This is a genomic window from Agrobacterium sp. 16-172Ci (genome assembly GCF_053522725.1).
This window is the reverse complement of record NZ_JBNWBW010000006.1, coordinates 99,556-118,495: the sequence shown is the minus strand read 5'-3', so window position 1 is coordinate 118,495 and position 18,940 is coordinate 99,556. Positions and strand designations below refer to the sequence as shown.

The 18,940-nt window shown below is 61.2% G+C and carries 15 protein-coding genes; 8 read left to right on the top strand and 7 right to left on the bottom strand.

Annotated elements, in window-relative coordinates; genetic code table 11:
- Nucleotides 1–77 precede the first annotated feature (77 nt).
- Nucleotides 78–986: an MBL fold metallo-hydrolase gene (locus ACQZ40_RS08860; protein WP_065654831.1), complete on the top strand. Its 909-nt coding sequence runs from the start codon at nt 78–80 to the stop codon at nt 984–986.
- 205 nt (nt 987–1,191) lie between these two features.
- Here the strand turns inward: ACQZ40_RS08860 and ACQZ40_RS08855 are convergent, their stop codons facing one another.
- Nucleotides 1,192–2,112, bottom strand: a complete 921-nt coding sequence (locus ACQZ40_RS08855; RefSeq protein ID WP_448747786.1) for a DUF1499 domain-containing protein — start codon at nt 2,110–2,112, stop codon at nt 1,192–1,194.
- A 498-nt stretch (nt 2,113–2,610) separates the two neighbouring features.
- On the opposite strand from ACQZ40_RS08855, the gene ACQZ40_RS08850 reads away from it, so the two are divergent.
- From ACQZ40_RS08850 to ACQZ40_RS08835, 4 genes are all read left to right on the top strand, one after another.
- Nucleotides 2,611–3,975, top strand: coding sequence for a dicarboxylate/amino acid:cation symporter (locus tag ACQZ40_RS08850; protein WP_338810115.1), 1,365 nt, complete (start codon nt 2,611–2,613; stop codon nt 3,973–3,975).
- Nucleotides 3,976–4,124: 149 nt separating this feature from the next.
- A complete protein-coding gene (locus ACQZ40_RS08845; RefSeq protein WP_448747785.1) occupies nt 4,125–4,523 on the top strand; it encodes a hypothetical protein in 399 nt (132 codons plus the stop codon).
- A 193-nt stretch (nt 4,524–4,716) separates the two neighbouring features.
- A complete protein-coding gene (locus ACQZ40_RS08840; protein WP_065654293.1) occupies nt 4,717–5,313 on the top strand; it encodes a demethoxyubiquinone hydroxylase family protein in 597 nt (198 codons plus the stop codon).
- Between the two features lie 169 nt (nt 5,314–5,482).
- Complete coding sequence (locus ACQZ40_RS08835; RefSeq protein ID WP_035260597.1) at nt 5,483–5,755, top strand: hypothetical protein; 273 nt, start codon at nt 5,483–5,485, stop codon at nt 5,753–5,755.
- Here the strand turns inward: ACQZ40_RS08835 and ppdK are convergent.
- Nucleotides 5,733–8,459: a pyruvate, phosphate dikinase gene (ppdK, locus tag ACQZ40_RS08830; RefSeq protein ID WP_448747784.1), complete on the bottom strand. Its 2,727-nt coding sequence runs from the start codon at nt 8,457–8,459 to the stop codon at nt 5,733–5,735. The genes ACQZ40_RS08835 and ppdK overlap by 23 nt on opposite strands.
- Before the next feature lie 228 nt (nt 8,460–8,687).
- On the opposite strand from ppdK, the gene ACQZ40_RS08825 reads away from it, so the two are divergent.
- Nucleotides 8,688–9,665: a VOC family protein gene (locus ACQZ40_RS08825; RefSeq protein WP_448747783.1), complete on the top strand. Its 978-nt coding sequence runs from the start codon at nt 8,688–8,690 to the stop codon at nt 9,663–9,665.
- Between the two features lie 323 nt (nt 9,666–9,988).
- Here ACQZ40_RS08825 and ACQZ40_RS08820 read toward each other — a convergent pair whose 3' ends face one another.
- From ACQZ40_RS08820 to ACQZ40_RS08805, 4 genes are all read right to left on the bottom strand, one after another.
- Nucleotides 9,989–13,456, bottom strand: a complete 3,468-nt coding sequence (locus ACQZ40_RS08820) for a chromosome segregation SMC family protein (protein WP_448747782.1) — start codon at nt 13,454–13,456, stop codon at nt 9,989–9,991.
- Between the two features lie 84 nt (nt 13,457–13,540).
- Nucleotides 13,541–14,221: a DsbA family protein gene (locus tag ACQZ40_RS08815; RefSeq protein ID WP_065654295.1), complete on the bottom strand. Its 681-nt coding sequence runs from the start codon at nt 14,219–14,221 to the stop codon at nt 13,541–13,543.
- A 207-nt stretch (nt 14,222–14,428) separates the two neighbouring features.
- Nucleotides 14,429–14,887 (bottom strand): hypothetical protein, encoded by a 459-nt coding sequence (locus ACQZ40_RS08810; protein ID WP_448747781.1) that lies wholly within the window; start codon nt 14,885–14,887, stop codon nt 14,429–14,431.
- 112 nt (nt 14,888–14,999) lie between these two features.
- Nucleotides 15,000–15,530: a DUF721 domain-containing protein gene (locus ACQZ40_RS08805; RefSeq protein WP_448747780.1), complete on the bottom strand. Its 531-nt coding sequence runs from the start codon at nt 15,528–15,530 to the stop codon at nt 15,000–15,002.
- A gap of 97 nt (nt 15,531–15,627) precedes the next feature.
- Between ACQZ40_RS08805 and mutY the strand changes: the two genes are divergently transcribed.
- Entirely contained in the window at nt 15,628–16,731 is a 1,104-nt protein-coding gene (mutY, locus tag ACQZ40_RS08800) for an A/G-specific adenine glycosylase (RefSeq protein ID WP_448747779.1), read from the top strand.
- Nucleotides 16,728–17,342 (top strand): HAD family hydrolase, encoded by a 615-nt coding sequence (locus ACQZ40_RS08795; RefSeq protein WP_448747778.1) that lies wholly within the window; start codon nt 16,728–16,730, stop codon nt 17,340–17,342. Before mutY ends, ACQZ40_RS08795 begins: the two co-directional genes overlap by 4 nt.
- Nucleotides 17,343–17,672: 330 nt before the next feature.
- On the opposite strand, the gene ACQZ40_RS08790 is transcribed toward ACQZ40_RS08795, so the two are convergent.
- Nucleotides 17,673–18,818 (bottom strand): site-specific DNA-methyltransferase, encoded by a 1,146-nt coding sequence (locus ACQZ40_RS08790; RefSeq protein WP_065654299.1) that lies wholly within the window; start codon nt 18,816–18,818, stop codon nt 17,673–17,675.
- Between the last annotated feature and the right edge of the window lie 122 nt (nt 18,819–18,940).

Genomic DNA, 18,940 nt, shown 5'->3' with positions numbered 1-18,940 from the left:
AGTTCGCATGTTAGGGCTTGGCGATGGCGCGGTTGAGGCTGCGGCTCAAGCTGGCATGGCATTTTCAGGAGGTCTCGATGGCGGACCCGGCATTCGATCTCGATTTCCAGCCGGCCTATGGCGAGGCGGTTCCCGTCGCTCCGCTGATCCAGCGCATCACCGTCAACAATCCTTCCGCCTTCACCTTCCATGGCACCAACTCCTATATCGTCGGCGACCGTTCCGTCGCCGTCATCGATCCCGGTCCGGAGGATGAGGCGCATTTTCAGGCGCTGATGGCGGCGCTGACGGGCCGCGAGGTCACCCATATATTCGTCAGCCATACCCATCGCGATCACTCGCCGCTTGCCCGCCGGCTGAAGGAGGCGACCGGGGCGATAACGGTGGCCGAGGGTCCACACCGTGCCGCCCGCCCGCTGCACGTGGGCGAGACAAACCCCTTTGCCGAAAGTTCCGATACGGCTTTTGTGCCCGATATCGCGCTTGGCGACGGCCAAAGCCTTTCCGGCGACGGGTGGCGGCTTACTGCGCTGCATACGCCGGGACACACGGCCAATCACGCCGCCTTCGCGCTTGATGGCAGCGGTATCGTCTTTTCCGCCGATCATGTGATGGCCTGGGCCACCACCATCGTTGCGCCGCCGGATGGGGCGATGAGCGATTACATGGCCTCGCTGGAACGGCTGCTTACCCGCGACGACCGGCTGTTCCTGCCCGGCCATGGCGGCCCGGTCACCGACCCCGCCGCCTTCATGCGGGGCTTGCGCGCCCACCGCCGTATGCGGGAAAAGGCGGTTCTGAAGCGTATCCGCGAGGGCGACCGGCTGATCGCCGACATGGTGAAGGTGATCTACGCCAGCACCGACAAGCGCCTGCATGGCGCCGCCGCACTTTCCGTGCTGGCGCATATTGAAGACCTGATCGAAAAGGGTGAAGTGCAGACGGATGGTGCGCCTTCACTGCTGGGTGAGTATTTTCCGGCATAGCGGATATTTCTGGCACGCGAGATTTCAGGGCGCGTTGCGACCTCACCTCTCACTCCAAGCCTTGATTGGATCGAGCGGATGCCGCTAGTTTTCGGAGAGGGCTCCCCCTCATCCGGCCCTTCGGGCCACCTTCTCCCCGGCGGGGAGAAGAAACAGGCGGCTCCCGCTCGTCCCCATCAAGACGATGCGTAGCGTCAGCCACACATCAATTGTCGTTCAACCCCTGCATCTCCGCATCCAGCGCATCGAGATAGGCTTCGGCAATCGCAGCGCCCATGCCGAGATCGTGCGGGCCGTAGCGGGAGGCGACGCGGACATCGACGATGGTGGTTTCGGCCTCTTCCTTGAGGCGGATGAGGATATCGAAACGCAGGCCCCAGATGCGCGTGCGCGTTTCGCCCTGCATCAGCACCACGCCGCTACCGTTAAAGAAGGTGGGCAAAGGCGCGTCCGTCGGGCGGGCCATGGGCACCGGCACGATGGAGGGCAGATCCTCGACCGGCCCTTCTTCCGCAGGCTGCGTCCTGTCCTGCTCCGGAACGCCGACGGCGGGCGCATCTTCCGCCCCGATCACGCCCTTCGTGTGGGCGATGCGGATATTCTGGGCGGCGGCCATTTTTTTGGCGGCGGCGTAGATGCGGTCGATTGCGCCTTCATAACGGCGGCCGGCGAGGCTGGCATAGGCTTCGGTTTGCGCGTCGCGGTCTTCCTTGGTGATAGTCGCGGGCCGAACCAGCCATTGCTGGTTGGCGGCGGGCGTCACCAGCCATTCCGGCACGTCGGTGAGATCGGTGGAGATGTCGTAAATCTTCGGCTGCTGCCAATAAAGAAAAGCGCCGTAACCGACCACGCCGAGCGGCAGGGCCGAGAGAAGCAGCGCCGCCAGCGCCGAAAGGCCGCCGCGTGCGCCCTTTGTCCACAGCCGCTCAAGCCCGATCAACGCCAGAAGTACGGCCGCGAGAGCGATGCCAGCGGCGATAATGAGGAGACCGACAAAATCTGGCGTCGTCAGCGGCCCGAAACGATGAATGCCGGCGGCGATGAGAAACAGCACAAGCGCCGCAAGACCCAGATAGCGGGAAAGATAGGCTGCAACCGAAAAAGGCCGGACGAAACGCACAGTCATGAAAGCGGATATCCGTTAGATCGCATTGGCTAAAAAGCGTTGCACCCGAATTCTGGCAGGGAATCACCTGCATATGATGTCATAGACCGGATTTGCGGCGAGGAAAACAAAGGAGGAGGCGATCCCTACGCTAAAGCGCGCGAACTTCTCCGTCATGCCGGTCCCCGGAGCAAGCCCGAGGATGATCCGGCATCCAGCCATGCTGCGCCGTGAGGATGAGTCTTTTGCGATCAAGGACTTGATCGCGCTGGACCCCGGATCAGGTCTGGGGTGACGGAATATCTATAGGTTTTAGGACTCTGACGTCGAAGGCAACAAGAAGCGGGAATATTTTTCCGCATTGTCGCTACTTAAGAGAATTATTCCCCGACAACGCAACAAATACGCACGTTCATCCCTTAATTGCTGAGGAAATCGGCGTATTCTCGGCGACCTCCCTCGAGAATGCGTGTAAAAAGTGCAACATTCTCGTTTTCTTGCACAATAAAGAGACATGTCATGTCACAGGCAACGACGTCCGCCGCCCCCTCCGGGCCTAAACCTTTTTATCGCAATTTCGGCTTTCAGGTTCTGATCGCAATGGTCATCGGCCTGCTGCTCGGCCTCGTTGCGCGCAATATCGGTCCCGACGCCGCCGGCAGCCCCAACTGGCTTTCGGTGACACTGCAAACCATCGGCAGCATTTTCGTGCAGCTTTTGCGCGCGCTGGTTCCGCCGCTGATCTTCACGGCCATCGTCGCCTCCATCGCCAATCTCAAGAACCTCTCCAATGCGGCGAAGCTTGTGTGGCAGACACTTCTCTGGTTCGCCATCACGGCACTGATCGCCGTCGTCATCGGCATCGTGCTCGGCCTTGTCATTCAGCCCGGCGTCAACACGGCGATTGCCAATACGGCAGCGGCGGCACCCTCTTCCACCGGCTCCTGGCTGGATTTCCTGAAGGGGCTGATCCCGGCCAACGTCTTCGGCCTCGAAGCGTCTACCAAGCTCAATAATGGCGCGGCCAGCACCTCGTTGAACTTCAACGTGCTGCAGCTGCTCGTCGTCTCGATTGCCTTCGGCGTCGCGGCGCTGAAAGCAGGCAAGGCGGCGGAGCCGTTCCTTGCCTTCAACCAGTCGCTGCTCGCCATCGTGCGCAAAATCCTGTGGTGGGTCATCCGCCTCACCCCCATCGGCACCATCGGCCTGCTGGGCCGCGCGGTCGATCAATATGGCTGGACGACGCTGTCGCAGCTCGGCTGGTACGCGGCGGCCGTTTATATCGGTCTCGCACTGGTGCTCTTCGTGGTCTATCCGGCGCTGCTTCTCGCCCATGGCCTGAAGCCGTCGCGCTTCTTTGCGGGCGCATGGCCGGCCATCCAGCTCGCCTTCGTGTCGCGTTCCTCCATCGGCACGCTGCCCGTCACCGAAACCGTGACGGAAAAGAGCCTCGGCGTGCCGCGCGAATATGCCGCCTTCTCCGTGCCGCTCGGCGCAACCACCAAGATGGACGGCTGCGCCGCCATCTATCCGGCGATTTCGGCGATCTTCATCGCGCAGTTCTTCCAGGTGCCGCTCGGAATTCAGGAATATGTGCTGATCGTCTTCGTCTCGGTGCTCGGTTCCGCCGCAACCGCCGGCCTCACGGGTGCCGTGGTGATGCTGACGCTGACGCTTTCCACGCTCGGCCTGCCGCTGGAAGGTGTGGGCCTGCTGCTCGCCATCGACCCGATCCTCGACATGGGCCGCACGGCGGTCAACGTCGCCGGCCAGGCGCTGGTGCCCACCCTCGTCGCCAAGCGCGAGGGCATTCTCAATGAGGCCGTCTATAACAACGCCAAGGATATCGACGCACTCGACGACCGGGAAGCAGCGCCGGCCTGACGGCGACAATCATGGGGCGTTTCCGGAACAGGGAGACGCCCCATGCCGACCACTCTCTTTCTTCCCTGATAGTTTGGGGTTGACGGTGCCAATTTGATCGATAGCGATAACGGCACGGGCAATAGCGCAATTTAGAGCGGAAACTGTGCATGGCGAAACGCAACTGGATCTATGTCGGCTTGCTCGCTTTCATCTCACTCGGGCTTCTGATCGATGCGGCCGTCTGGCCTGCCGGGCCTCCAGCATCCTTTACCGCAAACGATCTGGTGCAGATGATCGGCATCATCACGCTATTTGCCTGGTGGCAGATAGAGGATGCCGAAAAGCGGAACATCCGGCGCAGCTCCGCCGCCAAAATCACCACCGTTCTGCTCGCACCCATCGGGCTTGCGATTTACCTTTATCAAACCCGCCGGTGGCCCCGCGCCACGCTCGACCTCTTCGCCTTTATCGGCGGCATCGTCCTCATCGCCATCCTCACGGTTCTCCTCGGCGACTGGCTCATTCAACAGGGTTTGTTCCCGCCGTCTTTCCTGCGTGATTCCTGAGCGGAATCAGGATGTTTCGTTTCGAAACCGACGGAGGGTGCGATATCTGCATCTCCGCTCCCGCGGCTGTAACTTTCCGCGCCAAATGGGGTTCTCCTAGCATCGAAACAGGCTTATCAATCGTGGTCACAGCCGCCTCTCATAGTGCCGGTAACATCTGCTGCATTTAGCTGGAATGGAACGCGCCTTGGTAATGTTTCGAACGTCCGGCAGTCCCGGCAAATACGACCCGGCGCTTACCGTTCGGCGTATCCTCAAGGTCAATCACGCCGGTGAGTTTGGCGCTATTCGTATCTACGGCGCGCAGATATGGATGGCTCGCCGGCTGTTTCCGGACATAGTACCCGCTCTTCAGGAAATGCGGGAAGACGAGATCGATCATTGCCGCCGGTTTCGGGACGCCATGCCATCCAGAAACGCAAGGCCTTGTCGCGTCATGGCGTTTTGGAGCCTTGGAGGTCTCCTGCTCGGTTTTATGACGGCGCTCGGCGGACGCAACATGGTCTGGATTTGCACCGAGGCCGTTGAAAGCACCGTTCACCGCCATCTGGAAGATCAATTGGCCTTCCTGCAAACAAGAGATCCCGAGCTGCATAAGCTTATCGCTTCGATTCAGGAACAGGAATTGGCTCATCTGCACGAGGCAGAGAAAAACCAGACGACGCGCGGTTTGGGCCATATGCTTCTGCTGCCGATTATCGGCTTTCTCACCGATCTGATGATCTGGCTCTCGACATGGGGAGACTCAAGCTGGATGCGCGCTGAAATGGCGCGTTCCAGACAGTCATGATGCCGAGGCTCAGGCAAGTGGATGCCGGTTCAAGGCTCGCATGACGCGAAGAGGTTCGCTTACCAAACGCAACTTTCCGCCCCAACGCGGCTTTTCCCCGTACCAAAACAGGCGTATCAATCGCGGCAATAAAAGTGCCGTACGGCTGTCATGTTAAGGGAGAAACAAAATGCGTGTTTCCATCGTCTTCGGTGCGCTTGCCGCCATGCTGGCGCTCACCGCCTGCCAGACGCTGACGCCGGAAGAGCGTCGGGCGCGGGATGAGGCGACTTGCCGGGGTTATGGTTTCCGCCCCGGCACGGACCCGATGGCCGGTTGCCTTCTCGATCTGGAAATGGACCGCCGCGCCGACAACCGCGCCTGGCAGGCGCAGATGAACCGCGACATGTTCTACCGCCCCGTGGTGGTGGAGCGGCGCATCATCGTCCAACAGAACCCCTGACGGGAATGAAGGCGACATTGCTCGCCACCCTGCCCTCATCCCTCTTCGCCGCCAGCGTTGCCTGCGCGGCGGCAAGCCGGGCGATGGGCACGCGGAAGGGCGAGCAGGACACGTAGTCGAGATCGGCATCCTCACAGAAATGGATCGAGGCCGGGTCGCCGCCATGTTCGCCGCAGATGCCAAGCTTCAGTTCCGGCCGCGTCTGGCGGCCGCGTTCGGCGGCGATGCGGATCAATTCTCCCACGCCATCGAAATCGAGGGAGATGAACGGGTCGCGCTCGATGATGCCCTTGCGCTGATAGGTATTGATGAAACGCGCCGCATCGTCGCGGGAGATACCGAAGGTGGTCTGCGTCAGGTCGTTGGTGCCGAAGGAGAAAAATTCCGCCGCTTCCGCAATGACGTGGGCGCGCAAGGCCGCGCGCGGCAGCTCGATCATCGTGCCGGTCAGATATTCGATCTCCATGCCGGTTTCCTGCGCCACCGCAGCGGCGACGCCGTCGATGACTTCGGTAACGTAATCCAGTTCCGAGCGCAGACCGACCAGCGGCACCATGATCTCGGGCACGACCGGCGCGCCGGTGATACGTGCTGCGGCAACCGCCGCTTCGAAAATGGCGCGGGCCTGCATTTCGGCGATTTCCGGATAGGAAATGGCAAGGCGGCAGCCGCGATGGCCGAGCATGGGGTTGAACTCGTGCAGGGCATCCAGCCGCTGGCGGAACACCGTCTGCGGCATGCCCATGGCGGCCGCCACCTCGACGATTTCGCCATCGGTCTTCGGCAGGAATTCGTGCAGTGGCGGGTCGAGCAGGCGGATCGTCACCGGCAGGCCGTGCATGATCTGGAAAAGCTCGGTGAAATCCGAGCGCTGCATCGGCAGAAGCTCATCCAGCGCCGCCCGCCTGCCCTTTTCGCTTTCGGCGAGGATCATCTCACGCATGACGTGGATGCGGTCGCCCTCGAAGAACATATGTTCGGTACGGCAGAGACCGATGCCTTCCGCGCCAAATGCGCGCGCAGCGCGGGCGTCGGCGGGTGTGTCGGCATTGGTGCGCACGGTCATGCGGCGCAGGCTGTCTGCCCACTCCATCAGCTTGCCGAAATCGCCCGAGAGTTCCGGCTGCGTCATCGGCACCTCACCCTTCAGCACCCGGCCGGAAGAACCGTCGATGGTGATGACATCGCCGCGCTTGAGCATACAGCCGACGCCGATCAGCACCTTGTTGCGCATGTCGACGCGCATGGAGCCGGCGCCGGTGACGCAGGGAATGCCCATGCCGCGCGCCACCACGGCGGCGTGGCTGGTCATGCCGCCGCGCGTCGTCAGAATGCCTTCGGCGGCGTGCATGCCATGAATATCTTCCGGGCTGGTTTCGATGCGCACCAGAATGACACGGCGGCCTTCGGCTTCCGCCGCAACCGCCTCTTCCGCAGTGAAGACGATTTCGCCCGTCGCCGCCCCCGGCGAAGCCGGCAGGCCGGAGCCGATGATCGGGCGCGATGTGCCGGGATCGATGGTGGGGTGCAGCAGCTGGTCGAGCGACGAGGGCTCGATGCGGCAGACGGCCTCCTCCTGCGAGATCAGCCCTGCCTCCACCATATCGACGGCGATCTTCATGGCCGCGCGGGTGGTGCGCTTGCCGGAGCGGGTCTGCAGCATCCAGAGCTTGCCGCGCTCGATGGTGAATTCCAGATCCTGCATGTCGCGATAGTGGTTTTCCAGCCGCTTGCAGATCGCCAGAAATTCGCTGAACGCCTCCGGCATCAGCTTTTCCATCGAGGGCTTGTCGGAGCCGGAGGCCAGACGCGCGGCCTCGGTGATGGATTGCGGCGTGCGGATGCCCGCCACCACATCTTCCCCTTGAGCGTTGACGAGGAATTCGCCGTAAAGCTCCGCCTCGCCCGTCGAAGGATTGCGGGTGAAGGCGACGCCGGTTGCCGAGGACGAGCCGAGATTGCCGAAGACCATGGCCTGAACGTTGACCGCCGTGCCCCAGTCGCCCGGAATATTGTGCAAATGGCGGTAGGTCACGGCGCGGTGGTTGGTCCAGCTGGCGAAGACGGCGCCGATTGCGCCCCAGAGCTGGACATGACAGTCCTGCGGGAAGGCTTCGTCCAGCTCATCCTCGATCAGCTTTTTATAAAGCGAAACGACATGCTGCCATTCGACGGCCGACATGTCGGTATCGTATTCGTGGCCGAGGCGGCCTTTCTCGTCCTCGAGAATTTCCTCGAACAATTCGTGGTCGAGGCCCATGACCACATCTGCATACATCTGGATGAAGCGGCGGTAGCTGTCCCAGGCAAAACGGGCGTCGCCCGCATCGTGGCCCAGCGCCTCGACGGTGCGGTCGTTGAGACCCAAATTCAGCACGGTATCCATCATGCCGGGCATGGAGGCGCGCGCGCCGGAACGGACGGAGATGAGCAGCGGCGAGTGGCTGCCGCCGAAGGTCTTGCCGGTCACGGTTTCCATGCCGTGCAGGCCAGCCATGACCTGCAGCTTCAGCTCTTCGGGAAGATCGCGGCCGTTCTTGTGATAAAGCGCGCAGGCATCGGTTATGATGGTGAGGCCGGGGGGAACGGGAAGGCCGAGACTTGCCATTTCAGCAAGGTTCGCGCCCTTGCCGCCCAATATCGCAACGTCACCTGCCCTGCCTTCGGCAGCACCGTTGCCGAAGGTATAAACCCACTTTTTCATTCCACGCTCTCCACCCAGAAGCGTTGTCATTTTTCTATCATCTACAGCATTGGCGGCACGTTGGAAACGCCGCAACGTGCAGTTTACATCGCAGTGCAGCATAATTGCGGCAAATTGCGCGCAAGAATTGCCGCAAAGGCCGAATAACGGCATGATTGACGCATTCGTGTAATGCGCTGAACTGGAGTGTTGCCTAAGCCATTCAAATCGCCGACAAAGAGATTATTCATGCAATTTACCCGCCGCCATACGCTTAAATTTGCCGGAATTTCCTGTGCCGCCAGCGCGCTTGCCGGGGCGCTCAGAGCCGAAGGCGCAGTGCCCGTCGCAGGCGCCGCCTCCGCCCTTCCCTTCGCGCTGACGACGCCGATGCATATCGGCCAGGCCGCGCTGCGCGTGCGCGATCTCGACCAGATGATCGAGTATTACCGTTCAGTGCTGGGCATGAACGAGGTGGAGCGCACGGCCAGAGGCGTGACGCTTGGCGTCGGCACCGTGCCGCTGCTCGATCTGGTGCACAAGCCGGCGGCGGATTTCGAAAGCCCCACCTCCGCCGGCCTGTTCCACATCGCCTACTTGATGCCCTCGCGCAAGGATCTGGCGCGCTGGCTGGTACATGCGGCGCTGAAACAGGTGCCGCTTACCGGTTTTGCCGATCACAATGTCAGCGAGGCGATCTATCTCAACGATCCCGAGGGCAACGGCATCGAGGTTTACAGCGACCGGCCGAAGGATACATGGGTGTGGAGCGGCCGCGTGGTGAAAATGGGCACCGAACCGCTCGATGTCGATGATCTGGTGAAGCTGACCGATACCAAAAGAAGCGATTACGAGGCTGCCCCGCCGGGAATGCGCATCGGGCATGTTCACCTGCGGGTCGGCGAAATCGCCCGCGCCCGTGCCTTTTATGAAACGGCCATCGGCCTGCAACCGACGCAGGATGCGCGCTCCGATGCCTCGTTTCTCTCTTCCGGCGGATATCATCATCATCTGGCGGTGAATACATGGAACAGCCGTGGCGCGAAGGAACGCAACGCCATGGAAACCGGCCTCGACTGGTTTTCCCTCACCATTCGCAACCCCGCCGATCTGGAGGCGCAGAAAACGCGGCTGCGGGCCGCCGGTTATGTGCTGGTGGAGATGGAAAATAACGTCGTGGAAGCGATAGACCCCTGGGGCACGCGGCTGCGGCTGGTGCCAGGGTGAGTGGTCCATACGCTCGATGCGAAGCGGGTGCTACAAAAAATGCTCACACAACGTCGTCTGAACACCACAGAGCCTCACCGCCCCCTTCCTCATCAAGTCAGTCGTATTCGTCAGCCGGCAAAAAGACCTTGCGAGGCCGTTGCAGCGGCCTCGCAAGGCAGTCCACCCGGTACAGGAAACCGGATGGCGGGGTTGGGAAAGCACACTGAGGCTCATGGCAAGACATAGCAAAATGCCGCGGGTTTGCGCTCACCCGAATGGGTGAGACGACGAGATAAATTCATGTTGAGCAAAAGTCAGGATCGAAATGCGGCCTGGCAGTTTCAGACGGCTTCGCGCAGCTGTTCGGCGGTCTGCAAATCGACAGACACCAGTTGCGACACGCCCTGTTCGGCCATCGTGACGCCGAAGAGGCGGTTCATGCGCGCCATGGTGATGGGATTGTGGGTGATGATGACGAAGCGGGTTTCGGTGGAGGCCACCATCTCATCCATCAGGTTGCAGTAACGTTCGACATTGTGGTCGTCGAGCGGCGCATCCACTTCGTCCAGCACGCAGATGGGCGCGGGATTGGTGAGGAAGACCGCGAAGATCAGCGCCATGGCCGTCAGCGCCTGTTCGCCGCCGGAAAGCAGCGTCATGGTCTGCGGTTTCTTGCCCGGCGGGCGGGCGAGGATTTCCAGGCCCGCTTCCAGCGGATCGTCGGATTCAATCAGCTGCAATTCCGCCGTGCCGCCCCCAAAGAGATGGGTGAACAGCCGCTGGAACTGCGAATTGACCACATCGAACGCGGCGATCAGCCGTTCGCGGCCTTCGCGGTTGAGGTTCTGGATGCCGGCACGCAGCTTGCGCACGGCATCGATGATGTCGTCGCGCTCCTTGATCAGCGCCTCGAGCTTGGCGGAAAGCTCGGCCTGCTCTTCCTCGGCGCGCAGATTGACCGCGCCCAGCCTTTCGCGTTCGATCTTCAGCCGGTCGAGATCGCGCTCGACATCGCGAATATCGGGCTTCGGCTGGTCGGGACCGAGGCCGGTCAGGCGCAACGCCATATGCGGCTCGGTATTCAGCGTTTCGCGGATGCGGTGTTCGGTTTCCTGCCGCTTTTCGCGGGCGGAGACCAGCCGTTCTTCGGCGCGGCCGCGCTTTTCGCGGGCTTCGGCCAGTTCAGAAAGCGCCGTTGCGGCCAGCCGGTCAGCGGCGCGCTGCAGGTTTTCCGCCTCGGCCAGCCGGTCGGCGGCCTCGCGGCGGGCATCTTCGGTCTTCTGCAACTCATTGAGGAGGTTGCGGCGTTTCTCGTCGAATTCTTCCGGCGCTATGTCCAGCTCGGCGATTTCCTCGCGCGCCTCTTCCTCGCGTTCGCGCAGGGTGGCGATGTGATCGGCCGCACTTGCCGCCCGCGATGCCCAAGTGGAACGCTCCTGCCCGATTGCCTGAATTCTGCGCTGGCGGCTTTCCGCCTCGCGGCTCACGCCTTCATGGCGGGCGCGGGCCTCCGCCAGAAGGCCGCGGTCGGTCGCGACTTCAAGCTGGCTTTCGCGCAGTCGCAGATCCAGCACGGAAAGATCGGGCGCGTCTTCCATTTCAATGCGGGCGTTTTCTTCCTGAACGGCGATCTCATCGATCTGCGCGCCGATCTGGTTCAGTGCTTCGGACACGATATCGCGACGACGCAGCAGATCGCCAGAGGCCCGTTCGGCCGCAGTCAGCGCCTCGCGCGCCTCGGCAAGATGGCGGGTCGCAAGACGGCTTCTGTCGCGCACTTCCGAGAGCCGCAATTCGCTGCTGCGGATATCTTCGGTTTTCGCGGCAAGCTGGTCTTCGGCCTCGTCCAGAATGGAGCGGGCCTCATCCAGTTCTGTCTCGATTTCAGCGAGGCGGTTCTTCTGCGACAGGCGAAGTGCTGCGGCACCCGGCGCATCGGCACTGGCAATGTGACCGTCCCAGCGCAGCAGCGCGCCTTCACGCGTCACCAGCCGCTGGCCAGCCTTTAAATGCGGCAGCAGGAGCAGGGCCTCCGCCGTGTCGGCGACGACGCCGATCTGCGCCAAAGCGCGGCGTAGGGCTTCCGGCGCCTGCACATAATCCAGAAGCGGTTTCGCGCCCTGAGGCAAGGCGGGATCACCCGCGCCATCGCCATTTCCGGCCCAATAGGCGGGTGCTGCGGGATCGAGCGGGCTTTCGAGATCGTCGCCGAGGGCGGCACCCAATGCCGCCTCGAAACCACGCTCCACCGTCATTTCTTCCGCCACCGGCGTAAAGCTGCCATTGGCGGCGGCGCTGGAGGCAAGGATTTTGGTGATGGTGCGCGCTTCCGTGTCAAGCGCGTTCAGCCGGTTCCGCGCCGTTTCCAGCGGCGCGCGCGCCAGCGCTTCGGCGGAACGCGCCTCCGCGACGGCGGCTTCGGCTTCCTCCACCACGATCAGGGCATCCTCGACCGCGATCTCCGCCGCCTCGACCGCTTCTCGCCGTTCGGAAGGATCGGGAAGACCGGAGAGCTTTTCGTCGATGGCATCGATCTCGGCGGATGCCTCCTGCGATTGCCGTTCCAGCCTCAGCTTGCGATCCGAAAGATCGCGGATCGCCCGCTCCAGTTGCTGGCGCGCGGCGGACGCCTCTGCCCGTTCGGCGGTAATCGCGGTGAAGATGGCTTCGCTTTCCGCCAGTTTGACAGCGGCGGCTTCAAAGGCTTCGCGCATCTCTTCCGCATGGCGGCCGGAATCGGAGAGGATTTCCAGAAGTTCGGCCTCTTCCTCATCGAGCCGCGCGAGTATCTGGGCATTATCGGAGACCAGCCGTTCCTCGCGGATAATATCCTCGCCAAGCTGCGACAGGCGGCGGGCCAACTCATCGCGGCGGCGCAGCAAGCGGTTGGCCTCGTCATCCAGCTGGGTGCGGGCAATCTGCAGGCGTTGCAGGGCGGCGGCGACTTTCGCCTCGTCCTCGCGCAGCTCCGGCAGCTTCAGGCTGGCAATGCCCTGCTGCTTGGCCGCTTCCATCTGGGCCTGCGCTTTTTCGGCGACGATGTTGGTGGCCTGATTGAGCGCGCTTTCCGCCTCGCCTTCGGCTTCCTTCGCCTCGACCCAGCGGATGTGCAAAAGGGTCGCTTCACGGGCGCGGATGTCGGCTGACAGCATCTTGAAACGGTTGGCCTGCCGGGCCTGACGTTTCAGGCTTTCGATCTGGCTTTCCAGCTGGGCGGTCACATCTTCCAACCGCTCCAGATTGGTTTCGGCGGCGCGCAGGCGAAGCTCGGCTTCGTGGCGACGCGAATGCAGGCCGGAAATGCCGGCCGCCTCTTCCAGCAGCTGACGGCGGGCCTGCGGCTTGGCGTTGATGAGTTCGCCGATGCGCCCCTGCCCAACCATGGAGGGAGAGCGCGCGCCGGTGGAGGCATCCGCGAACAGAAGCTGCACATCCTTGGCGCGGGCTTCCTTGCCGTTGATGCGGTAGACGGAGCCGTTTTCGCGCTCGATGCGGCGCGTCACCTGAATTTCATCGGCGTCGTTGAAGGCGGCGGGTGCGGTGCGGTCGGAATTGTCGAGATAGAGACCGACTTCGGCGGTATTGCGGGCCGGGCGATTGCCGGAACCGGAGAAGATGACGTCATCCATGCCGGAGGCGCGCATGTTCTTGTAGGAATTCTCGCCCATCACCCAGCGCAGCGCTTCGACCAGATTGGACTTGCCACAGCCGTTCGGACCGACAACGCCGGTAAGCCCCGGCTCGATGATGAATTCGGAAGGCTCGACGAAAGACTTGAAACCGACGAGGCGGAGCTTGTTGAACTTCATGCCGTCACGCCCCGGCAAGAATATGGGCAATAAAAAACGGGCGTGCGGAAATATCCGCCGCCCGTTTCTTTCAGGGTCCGGCGATCAGAGCAGCTTGTCGATGACAGCCGACATGGTTTCAACCGACATGTCTCCTGCGTATTTCTTGCCGTTGATGATGAAAGTCGGCGTGGAGTTGATGCCGAATTCCGTCGCACCGCGTTGCATCGTTGCGTTCACATCATCCAGAAGTTTCTGGTTCGTCAAGCAGGCCTCGAAAGACTCCTGTGAGAAACCGGCCATTTTCGACATTTGCAGCAGGGCGGCGCGCGCATCCTGTGCGACAGCCCAGCTCTGCTGCTGCTTGAACAGCATGGAAACGAAGGGGAAATATTGACCTTCCGGTGCGCAGCGCGCCAGCATGAAGGCGGCAGCGGCGCGCGGATCGAACGGGAATTCGCGCAGCACGAAATAGACCTTGCCGGTATCGATGTACTTCTTCTTGATCTCTTCGAAGGTCTTGTTGTGGAAGTTGGCGCAGTGCGGGCAGGTCATCGACATATATTCGACGATCTTGACGGGTGCGTTGGCATCGCCGAGCGCTGCTTCCGGCAGCGGGCCGGGCTTCATCACCGCAGCCATATCCACATCGCCGGTGGATTCAGGCAGTTCCTGCGCCTCGGCGATACCGGGCGTGAAGGCGAACGGCAGGGCCGTGGCAACGGCAGCAAGAGCAACGCCGCCGAGGAGGCTGCGTCTGGTAATATTCAATTCGGAAATCGGCATGGAAACACCCGTGTTGATTTGAAACTGCCTGATGCGCAATTCGCTAACCCGATACCACCAGCACCGGCAGCGCGACAAGCGGGCTATGGAACTTCCTTGTCAAAGAATCGTGACTTCGAGAAGGCGAAAACGCAAAAACAACGAAGAGAAACAAGCCCTGAATACAGAGGGTGCGGGCAATGGTCGCAGCGAGCGCCCCTTATGAGCTCAACGCGATAGACCAAACTGGATTTCGATATTGTGATAAGACGAGCCGTGCCCGTTCCAGCCGTGATAAATTTCACGGCTCTCACCCGAGAAATGGTGGCGAGACATTTCTATCTCCGCAACCAGCGGGGCATATCCTTTGGTGAATAACGATCTCAGCGATCCTTGATACACCCTGCTTGCAACGATGATTGGTTCGAGATGATGAAGCTCGATTGTCTCATCCCACTGCACGGGTTTTCTTATCGGGCGGCATATCTCCCAATCAAACAGGGTTTTGCTATCTCTTGGCAGGTTGTGGGAAATGAAAATCCAAGGCCCATCGGCTTCCAGGCGGTGCTCGGCCAGCTGTCTGTCTATGATTGCCGAATATTCGGCAGCAGCCTGCCTGACATCGGGTATCCGCGGACGTTGACCAAAACGCACACCCCACATTTCTGGTGTTTCCTTGATTTCCATCGGCATACTCCTTTGAGCCATGGAGTAATTCGGAAATCGTCGGCCAACAAATTGAAATCGAGAATGAAATTCTATTTACCGCGTAATCAGAAGCCGCCTCTGAAATTTCTTCCTATTTCAAAGTTCGTTGCGGTGGCTTCTTCTGCAATACCGCCGTGCCCAGCCTCTCCACCGCCTTGCGCAGCGCCTCGCTCTCGATGCCGTCCATCATGTCATCGAGACGTTTTGCCGCATCGCCGCGCAGGGGTTGCGGTTTGCGCCTGCGGGTAGTGGTTTGCGAGACCGGCTTCTGCACGATCCTGATCTGGCGCACCGCCGGAAAGCCGAAAAAGCCGTTGATGCGGGCAATCAGTTCGCCCTGCGCATGGGTGAGGAACAGGGCGCGCGCGCCTTCGCAGGCAATCGTCAGCACGCCCGGCTGATAACCGCCGCGATCCGGCCCCTCGTCGCGGCGCGGCCAGGTGATCTTTTCCGGCCGGGTGCAATCGGCGAAGTCGTCACCGGCGATCTCGTCCCAGGAACCGAGCAGCGCGGTGTTGATGCCGGCGCGTTTCGAGAGCACGGGGTCCATGATGCCATTGGCGACTTCGGCGATCTGGACGACGCCCTTCTTTTTGCCGGCGCCGCTCTGGGGATAACGCATGTTTCACTCGCGATTTTGGAGAGGGCGATCCACATTTTCTTGATCGCCCGCTACGGATGTCCCAACTATAGGCCAAATCGAACAGAAACGGCAAACAATGCTTCAAAAAACCGCCTCGTCGTCTTATGCGCAGATGCTGCTCGCATGGTACGACCGGCACCATCGCGAACTGCCATGGCGCACGTCTCCCGCCATGGCGGCACGGGGAAAACGCGCCGATCCCTATCACGTCTGGCTCTCCGAGGTCATGCTGCAGCAGACGACGGTGCAGGCGGTAAAGCCCTATTTCCTCAAGTTTCTCGCAGCGTGGCCAAGCGTCAACGATCTGGCGGCGGCACCAGTCGAAGATGTCATGGCCGCCTGGGCGGGGCTTGGATATTATGCCCGCGCCCGCAATTTGAAAAAATGCGCGGAAGCCGTGGCGAATGAGCATGGCGGCGTCTTTCCAGATACGGAAGAAGGTCTGAAGCAGTTGCCCGGCATCGGCGATTATACGTCCGCCGCCGTCGCGGCCATTGCATTCAATCGTCAGGCGGCAGTGATGGACGGCAATGTGGAGCGCGTCATTTCCCGGCTCTTTGCCATCGATGCTCCCCTGCCCGGATCAAAGCCTGCGATGAAAGCTAAGGTAGCAGAGTTGACGCCTGCCGACAGGCCCGGGGATTTCGCCCAGGCGATGATGGACCTCGGCGCAACGATCTGCACGCCGAAACGGCCCGCCTGCGCGCTCTGTCCGTTCAACGGCCACTGTCTTGCGCTTGCCCATGACGAGCCGGAGCGTTTTCCGGTCAAGGCCGCGAAGAAGGCAAAGCCGGTGCGGCTCGGGGCTGCCTTCGTGGCGGTGAATGAAAGCGGTGAAATCCTGCTCCGTCGGCGCATCGAAAGCGGGCTTCTCGGCGGCATGACCGAGGTGCCGACAACGGCATGGACCGCCCGCGTGGACGGCGGCACGGAGGCGAGCCATGCGCCCTTTGCCGCCGGCTGGCAGGCGGCGGGCGTTATCGTGCACGTCTTCACCCATTTCGAACTGCGGCTCACCGTCTATCGCGCGCAGGTGTCGGACGGCCTTAAAACCGGCCCGGATGACGGATGGTGGGAGCCGGTTACAAATCTTGACGCGCAGGCGCTGCCAACGGTGATGAAAAAAGTCATCACGCAGGCTATTCCATCCGCATTCGATGAAAGCAGGAAATTTCGATGACCAAGATTGAGCATATCGTATTCGACATCGGCAAGGTGCTGATCCACTACGATCCGCATATTCCCTATAGCCGCCTCATCCCCGATGCCGACGAGCGCAAATGGTTCTTCGAGAATGTCTGCACCCATGACTGGAACCTCGAGCAGGATCGCGGCCGCCGCTGGGAGGATGCCGAAGCGCTGCTGGTGGAGCAGTTCCCGGATCGGGAAGAGCACATCCGCTCCTTCCGCAAGTTCTGGCACGAGATGGTCTCGCATTCCTATGACGACAGCGTCGCGATCATGGTCGCCCTGATCGACAGCGGCTACGACGTGACAATGCTGACCAACTTCGCCTCCGACACCTTCCGCGAGGCGCGGAAAATGTTCCCCTTCCTCACTTTGCCGCGCGGCGTCACCGTTTCCGGCGATGTCAAGCTGTTGAAGCCTGACGTGGCGATCTATGATCTGCACGCGAAGGAATTCGACCTCAATCCAGCCAACAGCCTCTTCATCGACGATACGCTCGTGAATGTGGAAGGCGCGAAAGCGGCGGGCTGGCAGGCGGTGCATTTTACCGGTGCTGAGAAGCTAAAGCAGGATCTGCGGGACTTCGGGGTGGAAGTCCGATAAATTCCCAGATCGGGAAAAGAAATTGGCGCAGGCGGAAATGGCGGTCTCCGGCCTGCGCCAGTCCTGCCGCAAGCGGCATCGGACGCAATGTTTTTGTGATTTTTCCGAACCGGATTTTCACAACCATTGCTCTGATTTGAGACAGTATTGCCGATCTCTTGCGCGAAACTTGTCTTGCTAAAATAGTATACTCGAAAACACCAACGCCCGACACCGAAGTGCCGGGCGTTGGTCGTTCTCCATCCGGGACTGAAGGTACTAAACCGGACGGAGACATAGGCTGACAAGGGCGGGCGGTGGATCGTTGCGTCTAAGCCTTTTGGGCTTTGACTATTCGGCCTTTGCCAGTTCACTGCGGATGATCGCTCTCAGATCGTCGATCGGCTTCAGCGTGTCGCCGTCTTCGAAATGCCAGAACGTCCATCCGTTGCATGCGTCGAGACCCTGCACCTTCGCGCCGAGGCGGTGAATGGAGCCGGCGGTCCCGGCGGATGCCAGAGTACCATCGGCACGAATAATGGCGCTATAACGGCGTCTTGCATCCGTCAGCACCTGGCCCGGGCGGACGAGGCCGCTTTCCACCAGTGTGTTGAAGGCAACACGCGGCTCGGCCTTCTTGCCGGTCATCACGGTCAGTTCCGCTTTGCCGAGCGGCTCGACGGCGGCGATGCGGGCGGATGCCGCGTCGATATAATCCTGTTCGCGCTCGATGCCGACGAAGTGGCGGCCGAGACGTTTTGCAACGGCACCCGTGGTGCCGGAGCCGAAGAACGGGTCGAGCACGACATCGCCCGGCTTGGTGGAGGCCATGATGATGCGCGCCAGCAGCGCTTCCGGCTTCTGGGTCGGATGCACCTTCTTGCCGTCGTCACCCTTCAGCCGCTCGTTGCCGCTGCAGATCGGGAACAGCCAGTCGGAGCGCATCTGCACATCGTCGTTGGAGGCCTTCAGCGCATCGTAGTTGAAGGTGTAGTTCTTGGCTTTCGGATCGCGGCTGGCCCAGATCATGGTCTCATGCGCGTTCTGGAACCGGCGGCCCTTGAAGTTCGGCATGGGGTTGGTCTTGCGCCAGACGATGTCGTTCAGGATCCAGAAATCGAGGTTCTGGAGCATGGAGCCGACGCGGAAGATATTGTGATAGGAGCCGATGACCCAGATGGTGCCGTTCGGCTTCAGGACGCGGCGGCAGGCGAGCAGCCAGGCGCGGGTGAAGGCGTCATAGGCCTCAAAGGAGGCGAACTGGTCCCACTCGTCATCGACGGCATCGACCAGCGACTGATCGGGACGGTGCAGGGTGCCGCCAAGCTGAAGGTTATAGGGTGGATCGGCGAAAATCGCATCCACAGACTGGCTCGGGAGGGCATCCAAGGCAGCGACACAATCACCTTTGATGATGCTGTCTTTCCAGGCGTCGCTCTCGCCCGCACGATCAAAACCGGCACGCCGAAAATCGGCCAGCGGAAAAACTGCTGCCATTGGTACTCGCTCCATACGCTTACTCTCTACTGATGCTTATGGTTACCGAAGATGGTTATCAAAGCCTGAACAAGTCACGGAAAATGCGAAATAAATGGCTGTCGCGGCCTGCAGGCGCGATT

Excerpts from the sequence above, each read along its gene's own strand:
- ACQZ40_RS08845 (WP_448747785.1), top strand. The coding sequence starts at position 4,125 with ATGGCGAAACGCAACTGGATCTATGTCGGCTTGCTCGCTTTCATCTCA.
- ACQZ40_RS08835 (WP_035260597.1), top strand. The coding sequence starts at position 5,483 with ATGCGTGTTTCCATCGTCTTCGGTGCGCTTGCCGCCATGCTGGCGCTC.
- ACQZ40_RS08855 (WP_448747786.1), bottom strand. The coding sequence starts at position 2,112 with ATGACTGTGCGTTTCGTCCGGCCTTTTTCGGTTGCAGCCTATCTTTCC.
- ACQZ40_RS08825 (WP_448747783.1), top strand. The coding sequence starts at position 8,688 with ATGCAATTTACCCGCCGCCATACGCTTAAATTTGCCGGAATTTCCTGT.
- ACQZ40_RS08810 (WP_448747781.1), bottom strand. The coding sequence starts at position 14,887 with ATGGAAATCAAGGAAACACCAGAAATGTGGGGTGTGCGTTTTGGTCAA.
- ACQZ40_RS08795 (WP_448747778.1), top strand. The coding sequence starts at position 16,728 with ATGACCAAGATTGAGCATATCGTATTCGACATCGGCAAGGTGCTGATC.
- ACQZ40_RS08840 (WP_065654293.1), top strand. The coding sequence starts at position 4,717 with ATGTTTCGAACGTCCGGCAGTCCCGGCAAATACGACCCGGCGCTTACC.
- ACQZ40_RS08860 (WP_065654831.1), top strand. The coding sequence starts at position 78 with ATGGCGGACCCGGCATTCGATCTCGATTTCCAGCCGGCCTATGGCGAG.
- ACQZ40_RS08805 (WP_448747780.1), bottom strand. The coding sequence starts at position 15,530 with ATGCGTTATCCCCAGAGCGGCGCCGGCAAAAAGAAGGGCGTCGTCCAG.
- mutY (WP_448747779.1), top strand. The coding sequence starts at position 15,628 with ATGCTTCAAAAAACCGCCTCGTCGTCTTATGCGCAGATGCTGCTCGCA.
- ACQZ40_RS08820 (WP_448747782.1), bottom strand. The coding sequence starts at position 13,456 with ATGAAGTTCAACAAGCTCCGCCTCGTCGGTTTCAAGTCTTTCGTCGAG.
- ACQZ40_RS08850 (WP_338810115.1), top strand. The coding sequence starts at position 2,611 with ATGTCACAGGCAACGACGTCCGCCGCCCCCTCCGGGCCTAAACCTTTT.
- ppdK (WP_448747784.1), bottom strand. The coding sequence starts at position 8,459 with ATGAAAAAGTGGGTTTATACCTTCGGCAACGGTGCTGCCGAAGGCAGG.
- ACQZ40_RS08790 (WP_065654299.1), bottom strand. The coding sequence starts at position 18,818 with ATGGCAGCAGTTTTTCCGCTGGCCGATTTTCGGCGTGCCGGTTTTGAT.
- ACQZ40_RS08815 (WP_065654295.1), bottom strand. The coding sequence starts at position 14,221 with ATGCCGATTTCCGAATTGAATATTACCAGACGCAGCCTCCTCGGCGGC.